Consider the following 19,197-nt stretch of genomic DNA (forward strand, 5'->3'; position numbering starts at 1 on the left):
CCCCCTAAGCCGAGTTTTCAAGGTGCTGTCCGCCCACTTGGTTTTCGAGACGGTCTTTTTAATTCTAACGTAAAGCCAACCTAGAACGGCGGGGTTTCCCACCCAAAATTTTCGATGAGATGCTTAAGTTCCCCAAAGTCATCGCTATGTTAGCCCCTCTCCTTTAACTTCAACTACTTGAGCAACTAAGTCAATGGATTAAGGAATAATCTCGATCGCAGTAGCTTTGATCTAGCCCACTGGACTTAGTTAGTACAAAATCACTATCGCAGACGTTTTAAGCGTTCTTGGAGAATTTGGGCTTGTTTTTCGGCCTCTGCTAAAGCTTGCTTCGTTTTTTGGATTAAAGCTTCTGGAGCTTTTTCGACAAAGCTAGGTTTATTCATGCGATCGCTCAAACTCTTGATTTCCCCTTCTACTTTAGCTAAATTTTTCTCTAATTTCCCTGCCAATACCGATATGTCAACTAATCCGGACAGGGGGATGAGGATTTCTACCGTAGCGACAACACTGGCGATCGCTTGATTGACTTCCTCGGTTAATTTGGCCGTCAAAATTAAGTTTTCGATCTTAGCCAAGTCTTTTAAGTACACTTGTCCGCGTTGCAGAATAGCTAATTCTTGGCTGTTTTCTGTCTGTAAAATTGCTGTGATCGTTGCCCCCGGTTTAATCCCTGCTTCGGCGCGCAAATTACGCAACACCCGAATACTTTCAATTAATAACTCAAAAGTATTTTCTAAATCTATATCGATCAGAGAACTATCAGCTATGGGATAGGTTTGTAAAGCCAAAACCTGCTGATTTTCTTGGGTTAAATTATGCCAAATTTCTTCGGTAATATGGGGCATAAAGGGATGTAATAATTTTAATGTTCCTGCCAAGATAAAAGCCAAAGTTTGGCGGGCAGTGGCACAGGAAACCGATTCTTTATCCTTCCATAAACGAGTTTTCACTAACTCGATATACCAATCACAGAAATCGCGCCAGATAAATTCGTATAGACCTTTTGCCGCTTCTCCCATGCCATAATTTTCTAGATAATCTCTAGTTTTTTCTACTGTTTGATGATAACGAGATAAAATCCAGCGATCGGCTAATTCTAAATTTTCTAAAGCTGGTTCTCCCAATTCTTCTGGGGTTTTTCCCTCCAGATTCATCATCACAAAACGGGAAGCATTCCAAATTTTATTGGCAAAATTTCGGGCAGCTTCTACGGATTCCGATTCATCGGTTTTACGGTTATATTGCAGACTGATATCCTGTCCTGCTCCTGCCACTTCTCGAATTAAGGTATATCGTAAAGCATCGGTTCCGTATTTATCAATTAAAATTAAAGGATCGATGCCGTTATTGGCAGATTTAGACATCTTTTTGCCGTTTTCATCCCTAACTAAACCGTGAATATAGACATCTTTAAAGGGCATTTGTCCCGTAAAATAGCCGGCCATCATCGTCATTCTTGCCACCCAGAAAAAGATAATATCAAAACCGGTGACGAGGGTGGTGGTGGGATAATAGGTGTCTAGATCAAGGGTTTTTTCTGGCCAACCCATAGTCGAAAATGGCCACAATCCCGAGGAAAACCAAGTATCTAAAACATCGGGATCCTGTTGAATAATTATATCCTCTCCATACTGTTGTTTGGCCTTGGCTAAAGCGGAGGTTTCATCCTCGGCAACGACGAAGGGAGTATGGTTAGTAATTTCGTTATTAGTTTCACTGATAATATACCAAGCGGGAATTTGATGACCCCACCACAGTTGTCGAGAAATACACCAATCTTTTAGCTTAACTAACCAATCGCGATAAACTTTTGTCCATCTTTCTGGCACAAAACGGGGCGAGTTTTCCTGATCTAAATAGGCTAAAGCTTTTGTGGCTAAAGGTTCAATTTTAACGAACCATTGGGTAGATAAAAGGGGTTCCACGGGAACTTTACCTCGATCGCTATAGGGGACGCTATGGCGATAGGCTTCAATCTTAACTAAAAAGCCGTCTTCATCGAGTTTTTTAACGACATTTTTGCGGGCAACAAAACGATCTTGACCCGCAAATATTCCGGCATTTTCGTTTAAACTGCCGTCTAAATTCATGATATTAATAAAGGGTAAATTATGGCGTTTACCCATCTCAAAATCCTTAGGATCGTGGGCCGGCGTAACTTTAACGCAACCAGTACCGAATTCGGGATCGACTAATTCATCGGCAATAATGGGGATTTCTCGCCCCATTATCGGTAAAGTGACGGTTTTGCCGATTAAATGGCGATAACGGGTATCTTGCGGGTTGACAGCTACACCAGTATCACCGAGCATGGTTTCGGGCCTTGTGGTGGCTACTTGAAGATAACCGCTACCATCGCTGAGAGGATAGCGAAAATACCAGAGATTTCCCTCAATTTCCTTGTTTTCCACCTCTAAATCGGAAACGGCCGACCGGGATTCGGGACACCAGTTAACTAAGTATTGACCGCGATAGATTAATCCGTCCTCATAAAGTTTAATAAAAGCAGTACGAACAGCATGGGAAAGTCCCTCATCCATGGTGAAACGTTCCCGCGTCCAATCGACGGATACCCCCAAGCGTCGCAGTTGATTAACAATGGTACTACCAGACTCCTCTTTCCATTGCCAAGCGCGTTCGAGGAATTTTTCCCTTCCTAGTTGGTAACGGTCGGTTTTTTCGGCTTTTAATTGGCGATCGAGTATAGCTTGTACTGCAATACTAGCGTGATCCGTACCGGGCAGCCAGAGGGTATTTTTGCCGGTCATCCGCTTGTAGCGAACAAGTGTATCAATCAAAGCACTCTCGAAAGCGTGACCCATGTGGAGACTACCGGTAACATTGGGAGGAGGGATGACTATACAGTAGGTTTCGCCGCCTTTTTCGGGGTTTGCCTTAAATATTTCTTGATTTTCCCAATATTGCTGCCATTTCGTTTCTGTAATCTTGGGATCGTATTGCTTCGATAGTTCCGAGGTCATGATGGGGGGATTCTACAATTCTTAGTTCTTTGTCAATTGTCCCACATTTGGGAGAGATCAAATTCCTATTTAGTTGCTGGCTAAAAAATTTTCAAGAGTCCTATTAAGATAGCTGTTATCTTTTGCTGGGGTAAATATGGCTAATGTCTCTCACCAGTATAATAATTGCTATAATCAATTGAGAGAGCGAATCAATAAATTATGACTATAGCAACAGATAAAATTACCTATAGCTTTGCCGAATATTTACAACTAGAGGAAACGGCAGCCTATAAAAATGAGTATCAAGATGGAGAAATCGTACCGATGACAGGAGGCACTACCGATCATAATAAAATTGCTCTCAATTTTGCCGCTTATTTAAAATTTGTCCTCAAAGGACGGAAATATAATATTTTTATCGGTGATGTGAAATTATGGATAGCGCAATACCGTCAGGCAACCTATCCCGATGTGATGCTAATTGAGGGTGAACCGATTTATTATGAAACTGGCAAGACAACTATTACCAATCCCAGATTGATAGTAGAAGTCCTCTCAAAATCAACTCAAAATTATGACCAGGGCGATAAATTTCTCTATTATCGTTCGCTGCCGGAATTTCAAGAATATATTCTGATCAGTCAAAGTCGTCCCTATGTCATGCAGTATAACAAAACTGAAGAAAATAAATGGTTATTAACGGAATACGAGGGAGAAAATGCTAGTTTATCTTTAACTTCTGTCAATTTTTATCTCAGTTTTCAGGAAATTTATGAAGGAGTTACTTTTAATATAATCAATGATTAAACCAGTTGTTTCAACAAGCTTAAGTTAACCAAAAAATCAATAAATTATGACTGTAGCAACAAATAAAAGTACCTTTAGCTTTGCCGAATATTTAGAACTAGAGGAAACGGCAGCCTATAAAAATGAGTATCAAGATGGGGAAATCGTACCGATGACAGAAGGCACTACCGATCATAATAAAATTGCAGGTAATTTTTACTTTTATTTACGCCTAAAGTTACCACAGTCCAACTATAAAATATTTATCGGTGATGTGAAATTATGGATAGCGCAATATCGTCAGGCAACCTATCCCGATGTGCTGCTAATTGAGGGTGAACCGATTTATTATGAAACTGGCAAGACAACTATTACCAATCCCAGATTAATAGTAGAAGTCCTCTCAAAATCAACTCAAAATTATGACCAGGGCGATAAATTTCTCTATTATCGTTCGCTGCCGGAATTTCAAGAATATATTCTGATCAGCCAAAGTCGTCCCTATGTCATGCAGTATAACAAAACTGAAGAAAATAAATGGTTATTAACGGAATACGAGGGAGAAAATGCTAGTTTATCTGGTTCTTCGTTACTTGGTATGATTCGATATGGGGGCATAAATCGACTAAATCCTTATCTGGTAAGAGATTTAATTGATTAGTTCGCTCTAGATCAAAAACAATTGACAAAAATCGCCAGTTTATCTTTAACTTCTGTCAATTTTGATCTCAGTTTTCAGGAAATTTATGAGGGAGTGATATTTAACGATTTGCTTTGAATTTTCGTTTTTTTGCCCGTATTATTGCCAAGGAATCGGGAAATCTATCTCTACAGACCCAATTTCGCCGCTAAAGCGATCGCTACTGGGAAAATGCGATGTTCTTGCACTTGAATGCGTTCGTGGAGACTGGCGGCGGTATCATCGGGGAGAATGGGAACCACTGCTTGCATTAAAATTGGGCCACTATCTACCTCTGCGCGAGCGATATGCACAGTACATCCGGTCACTTTTACCCCCGCAGCTAAAGCTTGTTCCACGGCACGCACACCTTTAAAACTGGGTAGTAAACTAGGATGGATATTGATCACGCGATCGGGAAAAGCATCTAGTAAAACCGGGGCGACAATTCGCATCCAGCCCGCCATAATTACCCATTTTACGCCGTATTCTTGGAAAGTTTTGACTATAGCTCGATCGAGTTCTTCTCTGGGTTTAAATTGACGATGATCGAGGAAAACTGCGGGGATATTGTAGTCATCGGCTCTTTCTTTTACCTTGGCATCGGGATTATTGTAGATGAGGACAGAAATCTCGGCATTTAGCTGTTTTTTGGCGATCGCTGCTGCCAAAACAGCAAAATTGGAACCACTACCAGAAGCCATCACTCCTAAAGAGAGGGTTTCCTCTAGGAGAATATCGGCCAAACTGAGATCGGGAGAAATTAAACTTGGGGAAATTGTCATCATATTTTATAACCGAGTTCGAGTGCATTGCAAAAGCTATTGAGGCGATTCAGCAAAGCATTATAGTAAGAATAAGCATCATCCCGTTCCTCTTGGAGATAAGCATACAAGGTTAGCTCTGGCTCTGAAGCTAGGTGATTTTTGGGGATATCGAAACCGACTTCCGTTAGGCGGGTCGATGCGATCGCAACTAGCAACGCCCCAATAGTATTGGACTCACCATTGTGAAGATCCCTCAGTCCGGGTAAGATGATCTCGGCTCCTGGCAACTCATTGAGATTCATGATTGCTCCTGCTGTGGTTTATCTTGAAAACGTGCCATGAAGTTCTCGACTCTGCTTCTCAGCACATCAGGGTTAAGGGAGGGGAATCGGATTAGTTCCGGTGCAATCGCTTCAAAGCATTCCCCTAGCTCATTCAAAGAGAATAATTTGTGTTCGTACATAGCTTCAATATCTTTCAAGTCACGGTCAAATCCTCTCGATAGTTTAGAAAGAGCTTGGGCTGTAAAATCATAGTGATAGAAAGAAATTTGACCTCGTTTGCCAATAAATACGCTTCGCTCGCGCCATCCCGGAATAGGGGGCAGAAAATCCTGCGGAGATGCCAGTTCAATGTTGATGTTCAATTCTTTTTTCAGCTTGGCGATCGCTGGAAAAATGCCCGGTGGTTCGGGATCTAGACGGATATCCACATCGACTGTGGAATTGCGCCATCCCACCAGTAAGGCACTCGCTCCACCTGTAAAGTAGATAGTGCCTGAACCCTGAGCTTCTTTACCTAAGATTTGCATTAGGCGTTCTAACTTCTGAGCGTCAACGTTTGCACGCATTTTTTGGCCGTGATTATCTGCCTCAAGTTACCAGTTTAGTTTAGTGCCTACTCAAAAGTAAATTCTACAACTGAATCGAAAAAATCCCCATCCCCCTATCTGCCCTATTCGCGTTGTTTCAATCCGGTTTCAATAGCGGCAATTACTGTATCGAGGACTTTAACACGGGCGAAATACTTATCATTTGCCGCCACAATCGTCCAGGGGGCGACGGGGGTGCTAGTACGGGCTACCATGTGATTAACTGCCACATGGTAGAGGGGCTGTTTTTCTCGATTGCGCCAATCTTCATCGGTGAGTTTATGTTGGCGATAGGGGTTATTTTGGCGTTCCTCGAAACGATTTAACTGTTCTTCCGGGCTAATATGTAACCAGAATTTGACTAAAACACAGCCAGAATGGGTTAATTGCGCCTCAAACTCGTTAATTTCTTGATAGGATCGTCGCCACTCCATATCTTTAGCGAATCCTTCCACTCTCTCCACTAAAACCCGTCCATACCAACTGCGATCGAATATACCGATAGTTTTGGCCGCGGGCAATTTCCGCCAGAAGCGCCAGAGATAATGATAGCGGTGTTCTTCCTCCGTCGGGGCAGCAAAGGGAATAACTTGGTAACTGCGAGGATCGAGGGTATCGGTTAAGCGTTTGATTGCACCACCTTTGCCAGCGGCATCCCAACCCTCAAACAGGACTAAAACGGGGATATTTGCCTGAAAAATCTTTAATTGCAGTTTTCTTAATTCTACCTGTGCCTCACGCAAACGGATTTTATAGTCTTCTTTCTCTAGTTTGGCACTTAAATCTACTCTCGCCAGATAATCGGGTTCCGTGGGCAGTAATCGGGCTTGGGGTGGTAGATTGGCAGGAGGTTCGATCGGTAATTGGCGCTGATCCAAAGCTTGAGCGATCGTACCAACTAATTGGGAGAGAACTTTTACCCGGGCCCAACGTTGACAGTTGCCCTCCACCAATGTCCAAGGGGCGGCCCCCGTGCTAGTGTAGGTAATCATTTCCTCGGCTAAACTGGCATACTCATCATAACGTTTGGCCTGTTGCCAATCTTCCGGACGCACGCGCCAAGATTCTAGCTCATTTTCGGCGTATTCTTTGATGCGTGACTTTAATTCCTTTTGACTGAGGTGAATCCAGAATTTAGCGATTGCGACCCCATCATCAAATAATTGTCGCTCAAAGGTGTTGATATCGCGCATGACCAGGGGAATCTGGGAGGAGGGCAATTTGTTCAAGAGTCGATCCTCTAGTAGATGAGTGTACCAACTGTGATAAAAAATGCCGATACTGCCTTTTGCTGGCAGTTTTTGCCAAAATCTCCACAAAAACGGGTAACTTTCCTCTTGGGAGGAAGGGGTTAAAATGGGATGGACGGTAAAACCGCGAGGATCCATATAGTTAACCATTTTTTTGACTAAAGTTCCCTTCCCTGCCGCTGCCCAACCTTCCAAAACCACCACCACGGGTAATTTACACTCCCAACAGGACTGCTGTAGCGATCGCAGTTGTTCCATTAAATCTTTAATTTGTGATTGATAAGTTTCTTTGTCAAGGGAAAGAGATAGATCGAGGGGACTTAACATGATGGTCAACTAAAAGGAAAATTAGGGTATAAAGTTATAGACAAGTCAATTTCAAATAGGTATGATCGCGTGTCTCAAGTTAAACCTACCATTCTCGTTACTGGCGGTGCGGGTTATATTGGTTCCCATGCGGTTCTAGCGCTCAAAAATGCCGGTTATTCCGTCATCGTACTCGATAATTTATCCTACGGTCACGCCGAAATCATTAAGGATATATTAAAAGTTGAGTTAATTGTCGGTGATACTAGGGATCGATCGCTGCTCGATAATTTATTCGCTAGTCGCAATATTGCCGCCGTCATGCACTTTGCCGCTTTTATTGCGGTGGGAGAATCGGTGCAGCAACCGGCTATTTACTATCAAAATAATGTTAGTGGTAGTCTGACTCTTTTGCAAGCGATGATCGCCGCCGATGTGAAGAAATTTGTTTTTTCTTCCACCTGTGCTATTTATGGAATGCCCAAGGAAATTCCCATGACGGAAAATCATCCCCATCATCCCCTCAGTCCCTACGCTGCCAGTAAGGAAATGGTGGAACAAATTCTTCGGGATTTTGATCCGGCCTACGGTTTAAAATCGGTGGCTTTCCGTTATTTTAATGCTTCAGGAGCCGACCCTAGTGGTTTATTAGGGGAAGATCACCAACCGGAAACCCATTTAATTCCCCTGGCTTTATTAACTGCCCTGAAAAAACGTGATTCCCTGTCAATTTTCGGCACGGATTATGATACTCCCGATGGCACTGCTGTTCGCGATTATATCCATGTTAATGATTTAGCCCAAGCTCACGTTTTAGGCTTAGAATATCTCTTAAATGGGGGCGAAAGTAATGTGTTTAATTTGGGCAATGGTAACGGTTTTTCTGTGCGCGAAGTGATTGAAACAGCGCGAGCGGTAACTGGTTTAGGTATTCCCGTAATCGAAAGTCCCAGAAGGGCAGGCGATGCCCCTATTTTAATCGGCAGTAGCGATAAAGCCAAACAGGTTCTCGGTTGGCATCCCCAATATGCCGATCTCAAGGTAATAGTTGAACACGCCTGGAATTGGCATCAAAAAAGACACGCTTAACAGCGATCGAGTGCTAAACTTTAATCTTATAAGATTGAACAGTTCTATCAGTCGATAACAGTAAAAAACTACTAAGTAGGTGGGTGGAATTAAATATAAGATCAACGTAGGTTGGGTTGAAGCATGAAACCCAACGCCCGCATAGTTTACGAAGTGCGCTAACCCATCCTACAAATAATTGTGCCTCCCTACTTAGAGGCTGATAGTTTACTGCTATAAGCTTCTCTAGAATCCTCTCGAATACCTTGCTATGAATAACAAAATAATCTTAACATTTATAGGCTTGACTTTTTTAGCAAGTTGTGCTGATAGTAAACAGTTTCAATGTCAAAAAATCTATCGGATTGCCAACGAAGTAGCCCAAGAAACCAAATCCTTAACCAACGGTCAAGGGAGAGAAATTGACCAAAAAAGTTGGCTATTAGCCGCCGATAAAATCGAACAGGCCGCAGAAAATATGAAAAAATTAGCCCTGAAGGATACCGAACTAGATAAATATAAGACTGCTTTCGCTCAAGTTTACGAAGATTATGCCACGGCCACTCGTGAGATAATTCAAGTTATCGAAACTCGCAATAAAAACGGGGCAAAATTAGCACAGGAAAAGGTAAGAAAGGCCGGACAATTAGAAAAAGAAACTGGCGAAGCTTTTAATACCTATTGTCAAGCACAGTAAAGCAGTTATCAGTTATCAGTTATCAGTTATCAGTTATCAGTTATCAGTTATCAGTTATCAGTTATCAGTTATCAGTTATCAGTTATCAGTTATCAGTTATCAGTTATCAGTTATCAGTTATTAGTTAAAATTTCCCCATTTCCCCATTGCCCTATCTCCCCATCACCTCACTCCTATACTTTAGGGTTTAATTGCATACAAAGTGCCGACATTTTTACTGCGAGGCATCCGGGAGAAGATGATAAAACCGAAGTCTTGCAGATGTTTAACTAAAGCATCGGGACCCTTTTTATGCCATTCCATCATGATAATTTTCATCTGTCCCAATTGACCAGTTGCCGCTAAAGAATCGAGGATTTCGTATTCGGAACCTTCACAATCAATCTTGGCAACTATATCGATGTCGGGATAATCAGAGGTAATACCTTTAAACACATCGGTGAAAGGTTTAAGAATTAAATTGGCTGTAGCGGTTTGTTTCGAGGCAAAAGGTTTTAATTGCTCGTCAATTCCCGTAATTCCGACACTCCCTTTGACAGCATAATCGTATTCTACTTGAATAATTTCATCCCGATCGCCGACTCCATAATCAAAAGCTTTAATCTTCTCCGCTAGATTAGGATTGAGGGCAAAATTTCTTAAAGCTTGGTCGTAGGTAGCCTTAAAAGGTTCGTAACTATAGACAGCTTTCACATTAGCTCGATTGGCAAAAAAGAGACTAGCAAAACCCGTATTCATACCAATATCGATCGCTACACAGGGCTTGTCATAGAGGAAATTATATACACCTAAAAGAAAAATTTCATGGATGATATCTAAATCCTGTCCCGTCTCGATAATTAACTTAACTCCATCGATCTCGATAATTAATTCCTGTTGCTCATCGATATAAAATTTACAATCAGCTAGAGATTTTAGTGCGTTAGCTTTGTTAAAAACTTTGCTACCCAAGAGGAAATCCTGCTTATTTTTGCTTAAACTGATCCCTAGGGGTTTGTAAAAAAGTTGACCAGACTTAGTATCATATTCTACATAATTGGGATTAATATTATGCTCTGCCAACTGACTAGACCAATATTCATCGGTGATATGGGGGTAAGTCTTAAATTGCCGATAGCGTTTATGTACATCTAACAGTTTTTGGTAAAGCATTGCTTGTCTAGCCTCGATTTTTTAGGATGGATGAAGGTAATTTTATGGACAAGTTTGACAAAGTTTGATAGACTTGTCAAGAAAATCCCTCGTCTCTGAGCATCAGAAGTCAGGAAACCCATCTCAAACAAGGTTACACAGACCATCAGGAGTTAACACGCCTTGAATTACTCTGATTTTATATTTTGGTGGATATTAATCCTTTTTAGCGTTCCTTTCTTAACGGCACGCTATATAGCGAAGTCCTTCAATCTCTGGCGAGGTGTTTTTGATGGGGTGGGATTAGCGGTGCTGTCCCTAATCTTGTTTTATTACGCCAGTCGCACCAGTTTCCTCGTTTTCATCGTTTCTCTAGCCTTTAACTACATTATGGTCTGGCTAGTGCTGAAAATGAGCGGCTGGAAAGCGAATCTCCTAGCCACTATCGTTATCGTCATCGATATTCTTGTCCTGGCCTACTTCAAGTATTTCGGCTTTTTTGTGCAGGAAATCATCGGATTATTCGTTTCCCTCCCCCCTAACTGGAAGGAACTTTCTCCGATTCCCGTGCCTAGCCAAATCCCACCGGGGGTATCCTTCTATACCTTCCAGATGGTGGCTTTCGTGGTGGACTCCCTACGGGAAAAGAAAAAGAAACCCCTAGCCGTCCTCGATTATGTCAATTTTATCTCCTTTTTCCCGCAAATTGTCGCAGGTCCGATCGAGCGTCGCCGGGATTTATTACCACAAATGGAGGGATTTCGCCTCAAATTTACAGGAGAAAACTTCGAGAAGGGTTTGCGTTGGCTTTCCCTCGGTTTATTTATGAAATTTGTCCTCGCCGATAACATTGCTCCCTACATCGAATTAGATAAGATGATTGACAATGCTTGGTATATCTGGTTTGAGGCCTTTTTATTCACCCTGAGAATCTATTTTGACTTCGGTGGTTATAGCTTTATTGCTGTTGGTTTAGCCTATTTTGTCGGCGTTAGATTAGAATTAAACTTTTTAGCCCCCTACACATCCCAAAGTATTAACGAATTTTGGCGACGTTGGCATATTACCCTTAGCACTTGGTTTCGGGATTATGTGTTTTTACCCCTCATGGGTTCCAATAAAAATTGGGCGCCTTTTTATCTATTCATTACCTTTACTCTCTCTGGTTTCTGGCACGGTGCAGCTTGGAATTTCATCTTTTGGGGTGCTTACCACGGGGCATTATTATTATTACTCCGTTATCTGGGCCGACCTTTCTATGCTTTCGTCGGAAAATACGTTTCTCAGCCACAAATTGTCTCCTGGGCTTTAACGCAATTGGCTGTCATTTTTGGTTGTCTCTTTTTCATGGAGATTAACACCAGAAGATTAATCGGCAAAATGTTGGTTATTGCCAATCCCTTCAATTATTCCCTGGCTAATATCGGAGAAATTTTTAGTTCCTATACTCTCAATCAAGGAGCAGTTTTAAGCGTTGCTTTAGTTCTTGGTATCATTGTTTTAATCCTCGAACATCTGGCTATTGCCCAGAAAAAATTTGAATATGAACTATTGTTATCACCTTGGCTGTCTAAAATATTGCTAGGTTTAACTATTCTCCTAGCTTCCACTAATACCGGTGACTTTATTTACTTTGAATTCTGATGAATACTAAATCCTTCAACATTTTCCCCTGGTTAGCTTCTCTGGGAGTCGCTTGGTCCCTCGGCTTTGTTTACAATGTCATCTACGGCGGCGAATTAAGCTGGTTGCGGATGATGTACAACGAAAAATCAGCGATCGCAGCTAGGGTCGAAGGACCGCGGCGTTTAATCGTCACGGCAGGATCGGGAGCGCATTATAGCATAAATTCGGAATTAATGGCCAAAGAATTGGGAATGCCTGTGGTTAACTTCGGTTTACAGGGGGACATCGGGTTAAATGTCATTGCCGCTATGATTCTCGAAAAAGCACGCAAAGGGGATGTCATTCTGCTGATTCCTGAATATCTCATGCTCATGGATGAGGACGGTTTTAATCGCGGCGAAGGACTTTGGGGGTCTGCACCTTTTAGCGTCGCTATTGGCAAACCCGGGTTAGGTGGGATACCGTTAAAAACCATGATCGAGGATACTTGGTTATTAGGTATTCCGGGGATGCGTCCAGTTACTAAATCGATGGTTGATTTATTCACTAAAGGCAGAATGACGGGTTATCTTTCCGATCCAATGACTAATACAGGTGATCCGACTATAGTTAAGGAAAGAACGGGGAAATGGTGGCAAATGACCTTTGATACTGCTGCTTCTCCTCATTCAATTAAATTGATTGAAAAACTCAAGAAAGATTTAGAAGCAAAAGGGGCGACTTTAGTGGTTTCTTTGCCCTGGGTTTATGCTAAAAATGATGGTAAAACCGTTGCTAATATTCGCAAGTCGGCTGAAGAATTAAGTCGGGTTGTGCCAACAATTTATGACCCAAAAGACTTGAATATTAAGACAGATTCTACTATTTTTGCTGACACTCACTATCATCTTTTGCCTCCGGCGAGAATTATTCGTTCAGAACAATTAGTTTCGGAACTGAAACCCATCTTAAACACAACCGAGAATAAAAATCCATGAATAAACCTATAACTAAGATTTGCATTCTGGGGGGGGGTTTTGGAGGGTTATACACGGCACTCGATCTGAGTCGATTAACAGCAGTAAAATCGGGTCAATGGCAAATAACTTTAGTCGAACCGAAAGACAATTTTCTCTTTACTCCCCTTCTCTATGAACTAATTACAGGAGAATTGCAACGCTGGGAAATTGCCCCTTCCTACCGTCAATTATTAACAGGAACTCAGGTTAATTTAAAACCTCAAAAAGCCAGTAATATTGACTTAAACAATCATCGAGTATATTTAGAAAATGAGGAAGTTATAGATTATGATTACCTCGTTTTAGCGGTGGGAGTTCGCAATCGTTGGCCCGCTATACCCGGATTAGCAGATTATGGTCTAACTTTCCGTAGTTTAGAGGATGTGGAAAGATTACAAACGACAATTTATAACCTAGAAACTCAAGGAAAATCCTCAATTAATTTAGCAATTATTGGCGGCGGTCCTAATGGGGTAGAATTAGCCTGTAAGGTGGCTGATCGTTTAGGAAAAAAAGGCAAAGTTCATCTAGTGGAAAAGAACGAGGAAATACTGCAAAACTTCCCTAAATCGGTGCGTGTTACTTCCTATCGTTCCCTTTTAGCCAAGAATGTTAGTCTCTATTTAAACACAGGATTAAAGGAAGTTGCAGCTAATTCCATAACCGTATTTAAAGATAATACAAATGAAGTCATCTCCATTGATTTATTATTGTGGACAGCAGGAACCCAAGCACAGGATTGGATCAATAATTTAGATTGTCAGAAAACAGCACAAGGCAAATTATTAACCCGTTCTAGTTTACAATTAATCGACTATCCCGAAGTTTTTGCCGTTGGGGATATAGCCGAAATTTATCCTAGTAAACAGGTAATTCCTGCCACAGCACAAGCAGCCTATCAAGCAGCCAGTGTAGTAGCCAAAAATATCTCGGCAGTGATCAGAAAAAAATCGCCCCAACCCTATTATTATCTGCATTTAGGAGATATGTTAACCTTGGGCAAAAAATCAGCCCTTGTTTCCAGTTTTGGCATTAATATTAGTGGTAAATTAGCCGATATAATGCGTCGATTTGTCTATATACTGCGTTTACCCAGCAAACGCCATCAGTTGAAAGTGTTTCGACATTGGGCGAAAAAAATTCTTCTCCGACTCCGTTATTCACAGGTGTTATCTAAGCAACCGATTGAATCAAAAAATACTCGTTAATTGTAGTTAAAATCCATGAAAACCTTTCTCAAAAATATGGCGGCAGCTTGGCAAGCCATCCCGGAGATTCTTGAAAACCTTAAGTCTCTGAATAGTTCTTCCTCAAAATATCAAGATAGACTAACAGAGTTACAAATTGATAATTATCTGCTGGAAAACTTGCATAAAAACCCCAAATATGATAACCCTAAAAAACTAAACCGCTACGAATTTAAGGTTTTTTCCCAAGCGGGAGAAGATGGCATTATTAGCGAAATTTTTAATCGCATTGGAACCACAAATAAATTCTTTGTGGAATTTGGAGTTGGCAACGGTTTAGAAAATAATAGTGCCTATTTGTTAGTAAAAGGATGGCAAGGTTATTGGATTGAAGGCAGTGAGCGATTTTGTCAAAGTATTCGCCAATCTTTTGAAGATTTAATTGCTAACCAACAATTAACTTTAAAAAATACTTTCATCACTGGCGAAAATATTGAAGACTTGTTCCGAAAGGGCAATGTACCGACCGAATTAGATTTATTATCCATTGATATTGATGGTAATGATTATTGGGTCTGGCAAGCAATTACTAATTATCGTCCCCGGGTGGTAATTCTCGAATATAATGCTATTTATCCCCCCGAATCGAGTTGGGTGATGCAGTATAATCCCAGTCACCAATGGAAATATAATAGTCATATGGGATCAAGTTTGAAAGCTTTAGAAAAACTTGGTCATCAAAAGGGTTATAAATTGGTAGGTTGTAGTTTTTCGGGAGTGAATGCTTTCTTTGTGCGAGAAGATTTACTCGCAGATCATTTCTGTTCCCCTTTGAGTGCTGAAAATCATTACGAACCCGCGCGCTATTTTCTTTGTTCCCAAAAAGCTGGACATCCTCGCGCTTTTGGCAAATTTAAGACTATTGAATAGTGGAAATTAACTGATAATTAATACAAAGTTAGGGTGCGTTAATTTAAGCAATAACACACCCTAACTGTGTATTAATGCAAGAAATGACGAATTCCAGTCAAGACCATAATTAAACCTAACTCATTAGCGGCTTTAATTGAATCCTGATCTTTTAAAGAACCTCCCGGTTGAACAATTGCCTCGATACCAAACTGGGCCGCCGTGCAAACAGAATCATCAAAAGGGAAAAAACCATCACTAGCTAAATAGCCACCTTTGGCCGCTTCTCCCGCTTGTTCGAGGGCAATTTTTACCGAACCAACGCGATTCATTTGCCCCGCACCAACACCTAAAGTAGTTTGATTTTTTGTCACCACAATAGCGTTAGATTTAACGTGCTTAGATACCTTCCAAGCAAACAGTAATTCCGCTAATTGTGCGGGGGTGGGTTGTTTTTCTGTCACCACGCGCCACTCGTCCGGGGTTTCTATCACGTCATCCGATGCTTGCACTAGAAAACCGCCGGCGATAACTTTTACCGTTTGTTTTTCCCCCTGACTTAAATCTGGTAGGGTTAAAATCCTTACTTTTGATTTTTTAGCCAGAATATCCCGGGCGACCGGGCTACAATCGGGGGCAACCACGCATTCTAGGAAGGTTTTCGTTAATTCTTTAGCGGTTGCTTCATCTATGGCTTGATTTAGGGCAACAATACCCCCAAAAGCGGAGGTAGAATCGGCATTAAAAGCTTTAGTATAAGCTTCCACTAAACTACCACCGATCGCCACTCCACAGGGATTAGTGTGTTTCAAGATAGCGGCGGCTGGTTCTTCTGGTCCGAATTCGGCGATTAAACGGCGGGCTGCTTCTAAATCGACTAAATTGTTATAACTTAGTTCTTTTCCCTGTAATAAGGTCGCTTTTGCCCAACCTTGAGCCGTTGTACCGCTGCCGTACCAACTGGCACTTTGGTGGGGATTTTCGCCGTAACGGAGGGTTTGCAGGGCATTTCCTGCCAAATTAAAGCGAGTCGTTTCCCCGTTTAAGCTGGCGAAATAGGATGCGATCGCACCATCGTAGGCATTGGTTAAAGCGAAGGTTTCCCCCGCCATTTTTTGACGGAATTCCAGGGAGATTTCGCCGTTATTTTGCCGTAATTGGCTTAAATACTGCTCGTAATACTTCGGGTTACTGATGACAGTCAAATGGGCGAAATTTTTAGCTGCGGCGCGTAACATCGCCGGACCACCGATATCGATTTGTTCGATCGCCTGAGCGGTGGTGACATCAGGATTGGCGATCGTCTGTTCAAAGGGATAGAGATTAACCACCACCAAATCAAAAGGACGAATTTGATTAGCCTCCATTTCCGCTAAATCTGACTCCCAATCCCGTCTAGCCAAAATACCGCCATGGATGCGAGGATGGAGAGTTTTCACCCTTCCGCCCAAGATTTCAGGAGATCCTGTATATTCTCCCACTTTAATCACGGGAATTCCCGCCGATTGGAGCGTTTTAGCGGTTCCTCCACTGCTAATAATTTCAAAATCAAATTCTTCTGTTAGCTGACGGGCAAAGTCAACTATTCCGGTTTTGTCAGTGACGCTGATCAGCGCTAAACGTCCCATAGTAGTGATCTATAAGCAACAATTTCAGTATATCCCAGCCCTAACCCGTTAAAAATTAAAAAAAGTAGGTTAGTAAATAATCAGCTGCTTCTATATTTTCGTCTCTCAAATATCAACTTATGCCAAGGAACTTTTTAAACTCCTCCTGGAAAGATTTAGTCTGACTTGTTAAAAAATACAGGATTTTTCAGGGGGCAATTCAAGTCTGGATTGCATCACTGTCTGATCTACCTTCACAGAATACCTCATTCGGTGTACGATAGTCAAGGCATTTTCGAGGACGATTGTTAATTAAGTTTACGGCTCTTTCTACCTCCTCTGGCTTAACAATTTTCAAATTCGTTCCCTTGGGAAAGAATTGTCTTAACAGTCCCTTGGTATGCTCGTTTAATCCCCTCTCCCAAGAATGATCAGGAGTAGCACTCATAAAAATATGCTCCTAGTTTCTTCACGAGACTCTTGATGTCCACAAAATTCTTTGATCTTGTCACAAGTAAAGGTTTTTCTTTTGTTAGGGGGAATCTCTTGGAAAAGTTTTTCGGTGACAAGGGTTGATTTCCGATGCGGTTTTGTTTTTGGCTAATCCTGCTACTAAAAATTTCGAGGCTTTGTCCACATGAGTAACGAGAACTCCTAGATGATTTCCTCCAATCATTGTGTCACTTTCCCAATGACCGATTTCGGTTTTCTGGTCAGCAATTGCTGGTCGTTCGCAGATATCTACACGCCCGGTCATCCCTCCACGCTTACTTTTTCCTCCACTTCGACTCTTTCTTTTTCCTCGTCTGGCCGCGTAGGTATTCTTGATACTTTCCACAGTCTCGATAGTTCTGATAGATCATTTGATAGATAGTTTCGTGACTGAGAGATTCTTGACTGGCTCTTTTCAGACGACCCGCTATTTGTTCGGGACTATGATAATCTTTTAATCCTTTTTTCACCAACTCTAAGGTAGCCTTGCTGACATTTTTAAAGGGTTGTTTGGCATTTTTTCGCCGCGTCTCGCTTTGAGCTTGTGCTGTGTCAGGTAGATAGCAGCCAAGAGAACTTTGATTCCTTTTTAATTCCCGTGATATTGTGCTTTGATAACATCCGAGCCAGACGGCCATTTGCCGTTGAGATAAATTTCCCTCTTGACTAAGTTGGTAGAGCAAGTTTCTTTGTTCTATGTTAAGATGTGGGCGGCTCATTTTTGGGTCTGATTTGTTGTTGTTAATGATCAGACAGTACCTGATGAGCCTTTTTATGTCAACTCTTGAGGTTGATGCGTTTCATTTTTGAATTGGCGTCAAAATAATCTGGAGGACGAGCTTTTCCCTCATGTCTGATGTTTATCTAATTGGTGGCCCCAATGGTTCCGGGAAAACCACCGTCGCTAAAAAACTTTTACCCAACTTTTTAGGCGTTATCGAGTACGTTAACGCCGATGAAATTGCCGCCGGACTCTCACCTTTTAATCCTGAGTCGGTTGCTATCCAAGCAGGACGCTTGATGTTAGAAAGGCTGGTGACACTGAAGTGCCAAGGAATAGATTTTGCTTTTGAAAGCACCCTGGCAGCCCGATATTTTGACCGTTTTTTGAGAGACTGTCAAAGTTCTGGCTATAGGCTCAATCTTATTTATTTTTGGCTACAAAGTCCAGAATTAGCTTTAGAGAGAGTTCACAGAAGAGTAGCCAGTGGCGGTCATAATATTCCTGAAGATGTGGTTCGTCGTCGTTATGAGCGGGGGCGTATTAACCTCATGCAGTTGTATTTACCTTTGTGCGATACTTGGGTTATCTATGATAATTCTGGGGATGAGCCACACTTAGTTGCCGCATCAGGATTTAATCAACCTCCTATTATTTATAACCCAGACACCTTCCGAATCATTACCAGAAACCAAAATGACTGAACCCACCTTAACGGAACTGCATCAGAAAATCGATACAGGTGTTAGAGTCGCAATCGCAGAAGCAATTGAGAGACACCGCCTCTTAGGAGAATCTATCAGCATTTTCAAAGATGGCCAAATTGTCACCCTAACAGCCGAGCAAATTCCGCCAAAATCTGCCAAAAAAACGGAAGTGTAAGTGGGTGGGTGGAATTAAATATAAGATGAACGTAGGTTGGGTTGAAGCATGAAACCCAACGCCCGATTATGTTACGCTACCGCTAACCCATCCTACAAATAATTGTGCCTCCCTACTTAAAAAATTGGTTGACTGTCTCAAATTGCACTATTCATAGAAACAGTTTCACCTATCCGAGGGATTTATATAAAGGTCGATTTTAGCAAATTCCCGTTACTCGAAAACTGGGGAACAGAAAATCAAAAGTATATGGT

At 41.7% G+C, this 19,197-nt stretch carries 16 protein-coding genes and 2 pseudogenes; 10 read left to right on the top strand and 8 right to left on the bottom strand.

What is annotated here, in order from left to right; genetic code table 11:
- Window positions 1–263 precede the first annotated feature (263 nt).
- Window positions 264–2,984 carry a valine--tRNA ligase gene (locus tag EWV84_RS22280; RefSeq protein ID WP_287080144.1) on the bottom strand — a complete coding sequence of 907 codons (2,721 nt, stop codon included), beginning with the start codon at window positions 2,982–2,984 and terminating at the stop codon, window positions 264–266.
- 201 nt (window positions 2,985–3,185) lie between these two features.
- On the opposite strand from EWV84_RS22280, the gene EWV84_RS22285 reads away from it, so the two are divergent.
- Both EWV84_RS22285 and EWV84_RS22290 read left to right on the top strand, forming a co-directional pair.
- Window positions 3,186–3,773: a Uma2 family endonuclease gene (locus tag EWV84_RS22285; protein ID WP_287080146.1), complete on the top strand. Its 588-nt coding sequence runs from the start codon at window positions 3,186–3,188 to the stop codon at window positions 3,771–3,773.
- A 46-nt stretch (window positions 3,774–3,819) separates the two neighbouring features.
- A pseudogene (locus tag EWV84_RS22290) lies at window positions 3,820–4,320 on the top strand (Uma2 family endonuclease); the annotation flags it as partial.
- A gap of 260 nt (window positions 4,321–4,580) precedes the next feature.
- On the opposite strand, the gene purN reads toward EWV84_RS22290, so the two are convergent.
- From purN to pap, 4 genes are all read right to left on the bottom strand, one after another.
- Window positions 4,581–5,219: a phosphoribosylglycinamide formyltransferase gene (gene purN, locus EWV84_RS22295; protein ID WP_287080148.1), complete on the bottom strand. Its 639-nt coding sequence runs from the start codon at window positions 5,217–5,219 to the stop codon at window positions 4,581–4,583.
- Window positions 5,216–5,500 (bottom strand): hypothetical protein, encoded by a 285-nt coding sequence (locus EWV84_RS22300; protein WP_193957035.1) that lies wholly within the window; start codon window positions 5,498–5,500, stop codon window positions 5,216–5,218. Before EWV84_RS22300 ends, purN begins: the two co-directional genes overlap by 4 nt.
- Window positions 5,497–6,048, bottom strand: a complete 552-nt coding sequence (locus EWV84_RS22305; RefSeq protein ID WP_286827029.1) for a DUF6036 family nucleotidyltransferase — start codon at window positions 6,046–6,048, stop codon at window positions 5,497–5,499. Before EWV84_RS22305 ends, EWV84_RS22300 begins: the two co-directional genes overlap by 4 nt.
- A 104-nt stretch (window positions 6,049–6,152) precedes the next feature.
- The gene (gene pap / locus EWV84_RS22310) at window positions 6,153–7,646 is read right to left on the bottom strand and encodes a polyphosphate:AMP phosphotransferase (RefSeq protein ID WP_286827030.1); all 1,494 of its coding nucleotides are present in this window, start codon (window positions 7,644–7,646) and stop codon (window positions 6,153–6,155) included.
- 69 nt (window positions 7,647–7,715) lie between these two features.
- On the opposite strand from pap, the gene galE reads away from it, so the two are divergent.
- Window positions 7,716–8,714, top strand: a complete 999-nt coding sequence (galE, locus tag EWV84_RS22315) for a UDP-glucose 4-epimerase GalE (protein ID WP_287080149.1) — start codon at window positions 7,716–7,718, stop codon at window positions 8,712–8,714.
- Between the two features lie 250 nt (window positions 8,715–8,964).
- The gene (locus EWV84_RS22320) at window positions 8,965–9,390 is read left to right on the top strand and encodes a hypothetical protein (RefSeq protein ID WP_287080150.1); all 426 of its coding nucleotides are present in this window, start codon (window positions 8,965–8,967) and stop codon (window positions 9,388–9,390) included.
- A 180-nt stretch (window positions 9,391–9,570) separates the two neighbouring features.
- Here the strand turns inward: EWV84_RS22320 and EWV84_RS22325 are convergent, their stop codons facing one another.
- Window positions 9,571–10,542 carry an FkbM family methyltransferase gene (locus tag EWV84_RS22325; protein ID WP_287080152.1) on the bottom strand — a complete coding sequence of 324 codons (972 nt, stop codon included), beginning with the start codon at window positions 10,540–10,542 and terminating at the stop codon, window positions 9,571–9,573.
- 162 nt (window positions 10,543–10,704) lie between these two features.
- On the opposite strand from EWV84_RS22325, the gene EWV84_RS22330 reads away from it, so the two are divergent.
- From EWV84_RS22330 to EWV84_RS22345, 4 genes are read left to right on the top strand one after another with little or no spacing between them, the layout of a single operon-like run.
- Window positions 10,705–12,165: an MBOAT family O-acyltransferase gene (locus EWV84_RS22330; RefSeq protein WP_287080153.1), complete on the top strand. Its 1,461-nt coding sequence runs from the start codon at window positions 10,705–10,707 to the stop codon at window positions 12,163–12,165.
- Complete coding sequence (locus EWV84_RS22335) at window positions 12,165–13,124, top strand: hypothetical protein (RefSeq protein WP_287080155.1); 960 nt, start codon at window positions 12,165–12,167, stop codon at window positions 13,122–13,124. The genes EWV84_RS22330 and EWV84_RS22335 overlap by 1 nt, the downstream gene beginning before the upstream one ends.
- A complete protein-coding gene (locus EWV84_RS22340) occupies window positions 13,121–14,353 on the top strand; it encodes an NAD(P)/FAD-dependent oxidoreductase (RefSeq protein ID WP_287080157.1) in 1,233 nt (410 codons plus the stop codon). Before EWV84_RS22335 ends, EWV84_RS22340 begins: the two co-directional genes overlap by 4 nt.
- A 15-nt stretch (window positions 14,354–14,368) precedes the next feature.
- Window positions 14,369–15,262, top strand: a complete 894-nt coding sequence (locus EWV84_RS22345) for a hypothetical protein (RefSeq protein ID WP_286826354.1) — start codon at window positions 14,369–14,371, stop codon at window positions 15,260–15,262.
- A gap of 71 nt (window positions 15,263–15,333) precedes the next feature.
- Here EWV84_RS22345 and purH read toward each other — a convergent pair whose 3' ends face one another.
- Both purH and EWV84_RS22355 read right to left on the bottom strand, forming a co-directional pair.
- Entirely contained in the window at window positions 15,334–16,869 is a 1,536-nt protein-coding gene (gene purH, locus EWV84_RS22350; RefSeq protein ID WP_287080159.1) for a bifunctional phosphoribosylaminoimidazolecarboxamide formyltransferase/IMP cyclohydrolase, read from the bottom strand.
- Window positions 16,870–17,068: 199 nt separating this feature from the next.
- Window positions 17,069–18,059, bottom strand: a pseudogene (locus tag EWV84_RS22355) (IS30 family transposase).
- A 130-nt stretch (window positions 18,060–18,189) separates the two neighbouring features.
- Here EWV84_RS22355 and EWV84_RS22360 point away from each other — a divergent pair.
- Window positions 18,190–18,765 (top strand): ATPase, encoded by a 576-nt coding sequence (locus EWV84_RS22360; protein ID WP_287080161.1) that lies wholly within the window; start codon window positions 18,190–18,192, stop codon window positions 18,763–18,765.
- Window positions 18,758–18,943: a hypothetical protein gene (locus EWV84_RS22365; RefSeq protein ID WP_287080163.1), complete on the top strand. Its 186-nt coding sequence runs from the start codon at window positions 18,758–18,760 to the stop codon at window positions 18,941–18,943. Before EWV84_RS22360 ends, EWV84_RS22365 begins: the two co-directional genes overlap by 8 nt.
- The last annotated feature ends 254 nt before the right edge of the window (window positions 18,944–19,197 follow it).

Source organism: Microcystis sp. M_QC_C_20170808_M3Col, assembly GCF_007095505.1.
In the GTDB taxonomy this organism is placed as follows: domain Bacteria; phylum Cyanobacteriota; class Cyanobacteriia; order Cyanobacteriales; family Microcystaceae; genus Microcystis.

Bases quoted from the DNA above. Each gene is read 5' to 3' on its own strand.
- purN (WP_287080148.1), bottom strand. From the start codon at position 5,219: ATGATGACAATTTCCCCAAGTTTAATTTCTCCCGATCTCAGTTTGGCC.
- EWV84_RS22325 (WP_287080152.1), bottom strand. From the start codon at position 10,542: ATGCTTTACCAAAAACTGTTAGATGTACATAAACGCTATCGGCAATTT.
- pap (WP_286827030.1), bottom strand. From the start codon at position 7,646: ATGTTAAGTCCCCTCGATCTATCTCTTTCCCTTGACAAAGAAACTTAT.
- EWV84_RS22345 (WP_286826354.1), top strand. From the start codon at position 14,369: ATGAAAACCTTTCTCAAAAATATGGCGGCAGCTTGGCAAGCCATCCCG.
- EWV84_RS22360 (WP_287080161.1), top strand. From the start codon at position 18,190: ATGTCTGATGTTTATCTAATTGGTGGCCCCAATGGTTCCGGGAAAACC.
- EWV84_RS22285 (WP_287080146.1), top strand. From the start codon at position 3,186: ATGACTATAGCAACAGATAAAATTACCTATAGCTTTGCCGAATATTTA.
- EWV84_RS22280 (WP_287080144.1), bottom strand. From the start codon at position 2,984: ATGACCTCGGAACTATCGAAGCAATACGATCCCAAGATTACAGAAACG.
- purH (WP_287080159.1), bottom strand. From the start codon at position 16,869: ATGGGACGTTTAGCGCTGATCAGCGTCACTGACAAAACCGGAATAGTT.
- EWV84_RS22365 (WP_287080163.1), top strand. From the start codon at position 18,758: ATGACTGAACCCACCTTAACGGAACTGCATCAGAAAATCGATACAGGT.
- EWV84_RS22340 (WP_287080157.1), top strand. From the start codon at position 13,121: ATGAATAAACCTATAACTAAGATTTGCATTCTGGGGGGGGGTTTTGGA.
- EWV84_RS22320 (WP_287080150.1), top strand. From the start codon at position 8,965: ATGAATAACAAAATAATCTTAACATTTATAGGCTTGACTTTTTTAGCA.
- EWV84_RS22335 (WP_287080155.1), top strand. From the start codon at position 12,165: ATGAATACTAAATCCTTCAACATTTTCCCCTGGTTAGCTTCTCTGGGA.
- EWV84_RS22305 (WP_286827029.1), bottom strand. From the start codon at position 6,048: ATGCGTGCAAACGTTGACGCTCAGAAGTTAGAACGCCTAATGCAAATC.
- EWV84_RS22300 (WP_193957035.1), bottom strand. From the start codon at position 5,500: ATGAATCTCAATGAGTTGCCAGGAGCCGAGATCATCTTACCCGGACTG.